The organism is Thiomicrospira sp. (genome assembly GCF_014859555.1).
Lineage (GTDB): Bacteria > Pseudomonadota > Gammaproteobacteria > Thiomicrospirales > Thiomicrospiraceae > Thiomicrospira.
The window spans coordinates 1-2653 of record NZ_JACUTY010000106.1 but is presented as its reverse complement, the minus strand read 5'-3'; the positions used below and the strand labels follow the sequence as shown (position 1 = coordinate 2653).

Below are 2653 nucleotides of genomic sequence, written 5' to 3'. Positions count from 1 at the left end.
TTGATGGATTGTAGGCCGTGGTATTTTACTTGGGTGTGGTCGCCGATATTGAGCGGATGCCAGTCTGGTAGGGGTTGGTTGAAGTAGCGTAAACGGTAGGCGCAGGATTCGGGTAACCAGTCGAATTCGGCGATGCGTTCTAGGGTTAGCGGCACACAAGTGGGCACGTTCACCGAGCGGTTTTCGTAGTCGCCGCACTGCCCTGTTTCTAAGTCTGAAAACTTGCACACCACCCGCGTATAAACAATCTCATCGGTATCTTCGTCTTGCAGTTTATGCAGACAGCACAAGCCGCAGCCGTCGCATAGGCTTTCCCATTGTGCGGGGGTGAGTTGTTCTAGCGGGGTGTCTTCCCAATATTTAGTGGTCGCTTTCGACATCAAAACGCTTTCCATGGTTGGTTCCAAGCCGCACATTGTACCTTAAAGGCATTCGATACAAAGCGTTGGCCGCTGGTTGGCGGGCAAACGAAGGCGAAGTTTTCGCCGAATAAGCTGAATCTCAGCGCGTAGGCATGTAAATAGCCGCGATCTTCTAGTTCGGCTTGCGCCAAGGCTTGATAACGTTGATCGCCCGAAATGGGCGCGCCTAAGCTTTTGAGCGCGACGCGGATTTGATGGGTTTTGCCAGTGTGGGGTTTAACCAAAAACACGCGCTCATTGGGTGCAAGGCTGGCGCTGACAAATTGCGTAATCGCGGGATTTTCCATAGTCGTGGCTAAACGATAACTGCCGCGCCGACTGGGTAGCATGTCGCCTTTTATCCAGCCCTGCTTCTTTTTGGGTTTGTGGGTGGAGATGGCGAGGTAGTATTTTTCGATTTCGCGCTGTTCAAACAAGGTTTGAAACGCTTGCGCGGCGGCCAGGTTTTTCGCCAGAATCACCAAACCCGAGGTCATTTTATCTAACCGATGCACTGGATAAAGTGACGGCAGGCCAAGTTGCTGTTGCGCCAATACCACCAGGCCTGGTGCTTGTTCTGAATGGAAACTTAAACCCGCTGGTTTATCCAGCAATACAAAATCCGTGTTTTCAAAAATGAGATTCATGCCTTTACCTCAAACCAGGCCTGGTGCTTTATTTCGCCGTTAATTACGAGCTGTATTTTATGTTGTCCGGCATAGTGTCGGCGTGTAGTTAAGGGTTTAAACGACAGGGTTTTGTTAAATTGTTTGTGTGCCTCGCTGTAATCCGCTTCCGCCAGTTTAAACACTTTGCGTAATGGCACACCGCTTGGTCTGGGATAATCCACCTGTATCTCAACTCTTAACCGCCCTAATGCTTTGGACGCTTTTGTTGTTTGCAATTCAAACTGATATTGCCAAGCGTCACCCAGTTTTACTTGCGCATCGTTTTGCCAATTCAGCAGTTCAATATGATCGGTTTTCGGCAGACTTAATAAGGCTAAAAACCGAGGTTCGCGCTGTTTTAAAAAGTTGCGGCTGGCGTGTTTGATAATCCAATCCGCCTCGGCGCTTGTGCCCAACCAGGCCTGGCAAAAAGCCAATAAAACCTCAGGGTGATCTTTGCCAATATCGTTTAAATTATTCGCCACACTTTTGCGCACGTATAAGCTGGGATCGTGGATGAGGTTTTGCAAAATCGGCAGAATGGGCGTCGGATCACGTTTAAACTCATTTAAAGCTTTGCCCCAGGGTAATCGAGGGCGACAGCCTTCGGAAGATAAACGGCGTAGATGATGATTATCCGATAAGGACCAGGCCTGCATTTGCGCCATGCTGACGGCTTGATCTTGCTCAATAAAAACACGAATCGCAAATTCACCGGTCGAGAATTGGGTAAAGGTTTCGAGCGCATTAAAGGACGCTTCAAAGTCAGCTAAACCATAATCTTCGACGATCTGCGGAAGCACCAGGCCTGGTAGTCCCAGAAATTGCGGGGCGATGTTTTGCAGGCCAGCGAGCATATCAACATAACTCAATCCCGCTTGGTGTAAGCGCTGATAACTTAATTGGCTGGTATGTTTAATGCGCTGTTTTAGGCTGAGTTCGGCCCAATCTGTAAGCTGAGACTCATCCATCTGTTCAGCGACGCTTAATTTGCCAAACTTGGTTTGCAGTGCTTGCCACCAGCACGACCACCAGGCCTGGTTAAATTGATCTTTTAATGCGTTCGACATGCTTTGTTTTACCACACAGTTTGTGCTAAATTAAATTCCATCTTAACCACCTTTCAGAACCTTCTGATTCTGACCTGAAAAAGGACGCACCATGTCAGATTTGACGCCACAAGAAAAAGTTCGAACCTGTTTAGATTATATCGATAGTCGCTTGGAAACCACCTCTCAGCAAACCATTCAAATCGCCGAAATGATGATGGAAGACATTCGAGACCTGAGCCAATCTTACACGGATGCGTTGAGTCAAGACACCCTACGCGAACATTCCGAACAGGTGCGTGAAACCCAACTGAAATGGATGAACCAGCTGCAAGACATTATCATCGAACAAACCAACCGCGATTTAAGTGGCCAAGTTATCCAATCCCTACTCACCTTTACCGACAAACTCAACGATGTTCAGCTTAAGCATTTAGACTTCCCGCTGCCAAGCGCGGTCGCCTCTAAACAAGAAGGCGCGTTAGACTATTTAAGCCAAGATGACATTGATGTGTTGATGAATCAAGACACTTAA

4 protein-coding genes are annotated in these 2653 nt (G+C 48.0%); 1 reads left to right on the top strand and 3 read right to left on the bottom strand.

Annotation, left to right across the window (positions count from 1 at the left end; all coding sequences use genetic code 11):
* The 3 genes from IBX48_RS10165 to IBX48_RS10155 form a co-directional block, all read right to left on the bottom strand.
* The coding region (locus IBX48_RS10165; RefSeq protein ID WP_296834166.1) for a YcgN family cysteine cluster protein at nucleotides 1–395 on the bottom strand (395 nt) is incomplete at its 3' end.
* Complete coding sequence (locus IBX48_RS10160) at nucleotides 380–1048, bottom strand: TIGR01621 family pseudouridine synthase (RefSeq protein ID WP_296834161.1); 669 nt, start codon at nucleotides 1046–1048, stop codon at nucleotides 380–382. The genes IBX48_RS10160 and IBX48_RS10165, both read right to left, overlap by 16 nt.
* The gene (locus IBX48_RS10155; RefSeq protein ID WP_296834156.1) at nucleotides 1045–2139 is read right to left on the bottom strand and encodes a DNA alkylation repair protein; all 1095 of its coding nucleotides are present in this window, start codon (nucleotides 2137–2139) and stop codon (nucleotides 1045–1047) included. Before IBX48_RS10155 ends, IBX48_RS10160 begins: the two co-directional genes overlap by 4 nt.
* Before the next feature lie 91 nt (nucleotides 2140–2230).
* On the opposite strand from IBX48_RS10155, the gene IBX48_RS10150 reads away from it, so the two are divergent.
* Nucleotides 2231–2653: a hypothetical protein gene (locus IBX48_RS10150; protein WP_296834152.1), complete on the top strand. Its 423-nt coding sequence runs from the start codon at nucleotides 2231–2233 to the stop codon at nucleotides 2651–2653.

Coding starts and splice junctions, on each gene's coding strand:
- IBX48_RS10160 (WP_296834161.1), bottom strand. CDS start 1,048: ATGAATCTCATTTTTGAAAACACGGATTTTGTATTGCTGGATAAACCA.
- IBX48_RS10155 (WP_296834156.1), bottom strand. CDS start 2,139: ATGTCGAACGCATTAAAAGATCAATTTAACCAGGCCTGGTGGTCGTGC.
- IBX48_RS10150 (WP_296834152.1), top strand. CDS start 2,231: ATGTCAGATTTGACGCCACAAGAAAAAGTTCGAACCTGTTTAGATTAT.